This is a genomic window from Aquabacterium sp. UBA2148 (assembly GCF_002328915.1).
Classification (GTDB): Bacteria; Pseudomonadota; Gammaproteobacteria; order Burkholderiales; family Burkholderiaceae_C; genus Aquabacterium; species Aquabacterium parvum.
Window position 1 is genome coordinate 1 of sequence record NZ_DCXA01000115.1, and the last position, 3247, is coordinate 3247.

General features: G+C 66.8%; 2 protein-coding genes. One reads left to right on the forward strand and one right to left on the reverse strand.

All coding sequences use genetic code 11. The features are described from left to right. On the reverse strand, positions 1-1071 hold a 1071-nt coding region (locus tag B2W70_RS06225; RefSeq protein WP_286743905.1), incomplete at its 3' end, for an NAD(P)/FAD-dependent oxidoreductase. A 190-nt stretch (positions 1072-1261) separates the two neighbouring features. Here B2W70_RS06225 and B2W70_RS06230 point away from each other — a divergent pair. Further along, positions 1262-3001, forward strand: coding sequence for a bifunctional protein-serine/threonine kinase/phosphatase (locus B2W70_RS06230; RefSeq protein ID WP_286743908.1), 1740 nt, complete (start codon positions 1262-1264; stop codon positions 2999-3001). Positions 3002-3247 lie beyond the last annotated feature (246 nt).

Consider the following 3247-nt stretch of genomic DNA (forward strand, 5'->3'; position numbering starts at 1 on the left):
GCCACCCATCGGGTCGGACAGCACGATCTCCTCGGTGTCGTCGCCACCCATGAAGTCACCCGCAGAAAACAGGTTGATGCCGGTGACCTTGAGCTTGGTTGAGACCTGCGAGCCCAGGTAGCGCCCAATGCCCAGGCGTGCGAGGTGGTTGGCCACCACCTTGCCCTGCTCGTACAGGGGGGCGACCAGTCCGTAGGCCACGCCCCGGTGCGATGCGCATTCCCCCACGGCGTAGATGCGCGGGTCGGTGACGGTCTGCATGGTGTCGGTGACACTGATGCCGCCACGGCCATCGTGGGCACAGCCGATGCCGGCCTTGCGCGCCAGTTCGGTGTTGGGGCGGATGCCTGCGGCCATCACCACCAGATCCGCCAGCACTTCCTGGCCGTCCTTGAAGCGCACGGCTCGCACACGACCCGCGCCATCGTCCAGCAAGGCTTCGGTTTGTGCTGGCAGCAGGAAGCGGATGCCTCGATCTTCGAGCGCGCGCTGCAGCAGCTTGCCCGCCACCTCGTCAAGTTGGCGCTCGAGCAGCCAGGGCGCCAGGTGCACCACGGTGACCTCCATGCCGCGCTGGCGCAGGCCGTTGGCCGCTTCCAGGCCCAGCAGGCCACCACCGATCACCACCGCGTGGCGGTGCGTGGCAGCGGTCTCGATCATGGCCTGCGTGTCGGCGATGTCGCGGTAGGCGATCACGCCTTCGAGCTCCTTGCCCGGCACAGGCAAGATGAAGGGGTTCGAGCCCGTGGCCAGCAGCAGGCGGTCATAAGGCTCTTCCGAGCCATCGTCGGCGATGACGACCCGACGCGCGCGGTCGATGCGCGTGACCTTGCGGCCCATGCGCAGGCGAATGCCGTGCTCCTCGTACCAGCTCACCGGGTTGAGGATGATCTCGTCGATCGTCTGTTCACCGGCCAGGACCGGTGACAACATGATGCGGTTGTAGTTCGGGTGCGGTTCGGCCCCGAACACGGTGATGTCATGCAGGTCGGGGGCGAGCTTGAGCAGCTCTTCCAGGGCCCGAACGCCAGCCATGCCATTGCCCACCATCACCAACTTCTGTTTGGTCATGTGCGTGCTCCATCAGCGGTATCAATCTTTTTGTGCCGTGGATGCAAGCAATTAAAGGGCCAGGGGCGCGCAGACCCGTTGCACCGAATGCGGGCGCAAATCTTGCGAGCTGCATCGAAAACGGGCGTGGCACCATGAGTGTGCGTGAGCGCCATGGGCAAGACCAAAACACGCTCCTGCTGAGGAAGACATGAGTTTCGACGTGGACATCGGCTGGGCCAGCGAACGCGGGCCCCGCACCGACATGGAAGATTTCGCTGCGGTGCGACGCCCTGCGGCGGGTGAGTCGGCGTGGGGCGTCATCGCCGCCGTGGCCGATGGGGTCTCGCAGGGGGGCTTGGGCAAAGAGGCCGCACAAACCACCGTGATGGGCCTGCTGCGAGACTGGTACGCCACCCCCGCCACCTGGGACCCGACCGTGGCCCTTGAGCGCCTGATCTCGTCGCAGAACGCCTGGTTGGTCGACCACAACCGCCGTCGCCAGTCGGTGCGCAGCGACGATCGAACGGGCGGCGCCGGCATGAGCACGCTCACGGCACTGGTGCTGCGCGCCCATGGCTACACCCTGGCCCACGTGGGCGACACCCGAGCCTGGCTGATCCGCCATGGCGAGTGCACACAGCTGACACAAGACCACACGTTGGGCCAACTCACCTTTCAAAATGGCCTGACGCGCGCCATCGGTCTGGATGAGTCCGTCAAGGTCGACTATTTCAGCGGCGACCTCCAGGTGCACGATGTCTTCGTGCTCACCAGCGACGGCGTGCACGGTGTGCTCTCGGCCCGCCAGATCCAGCAGTTCGCCCAGCAGGGCGCCCCGCAGGAGGCCGCCGATGCCATGGTGGCCAAGGCCCTGGCCTCGGGCGGGCGCGACAACGCCACGGCGCTCGTGATCCGCGTCACGGGGCTCGATGCCGCCACCCTGGAAGACCACACCCGACGCAGCCATCAACTGCCGGTGCCTCAGCGCCTGAAAGACGGCGAAGTGATCGACGGCATGCAGGTTGAGGCCCTTGTGTTCAACAACGGCGTGCACCGCGTCTACCGCGTCAAGCACCTGGCCAGCGGCCGTGTGCAGGCCCTCAAGACATTGCACGAAGCACGTGCCAGCGACCCCGAAGAGCGCCAGATGCTTGCCCACGAGGCCTGGCTGGGGGCGCGGGTGTCCGAGCGCGAAGCGCGCGGCTTCCTGCACGTGGTCGAGCCCGATCAGCCCACCTTCTTCTACACCCTGTCCGACTGGCTGGGCGGGCAGACGCTGGGCCACATGCTCGAAAACGGGCAGCGCTTCCCGGTGCACGAAATCATCGCGGGCATCACCGCCTTGGTGCGAACGTTGGGGCGCCTGCACCAGCATGGCGTCATCCACCGCGACATCAAGCCCGACAACCTGCACCTCGGTGACGACGGCCAGTGGCGCATCCTCGATCTGGGGGTGGCCTTGTCAGGCAAGGAGCCTGAATCGCTGCGCGTGCTGCACGCCGGCACGCCCAGCTACATGAACCCCGAGCAGTGGGGCGACGACCCGGCGCTCTCGCGAGCGACGTTCCAGTCCGACCTTTTCGCCCTGGGTGTGTCGCTGTACGTCTGGCTGACCGGCCGCCTGCCCCACGGCGAGATCGAGCCCTACCAGATCGCCCGCTACCGGCGCGACCCGGTGCCGCCTTCGCGCCTGCGGCCCGACGTGCCCATCTGGCTGGACCACATCGTTCTGAAGGCCATCGCGCGCGACCACAAGCAGCGCTTCGAGACCGCAGAGGAAATGCTGCTGGCCCTGGAGCGCGGCGCTTCGCGTCCCTTGAGTGCTCCGGCGGCCTCTCCCCTGCTGGCCCGTGACCCGGCCATGGTCTGGAAGATCGCGCTGGGTGTCTCGGTGCTGTTCAACCTGCTGCTGGTGTATTGGCTGGTGTTCCTGCCCAGTGGTCGTTGAGCTCGTTGAACGCCGGTCTAAGGCCGGTTGAAGGACCTGGAGCGTCCCAGAAACGACAAACCCCGCGGGCGGTGGCCTCGCGGGGTGTCCGGCGACAGAAACTGAAAACTGCTTTCGGCGATCAGGGGCAGGCCTTGTGAGCCCGTCCCCGTCGTGACGGTGGCCTCGGGGTGAGGTTCAGCGGCTGGAGCTTGCGGTCTGATTGAACGCGGCCGAAGTGCCACCGGAGGTGCGGGCGCGCCCGCC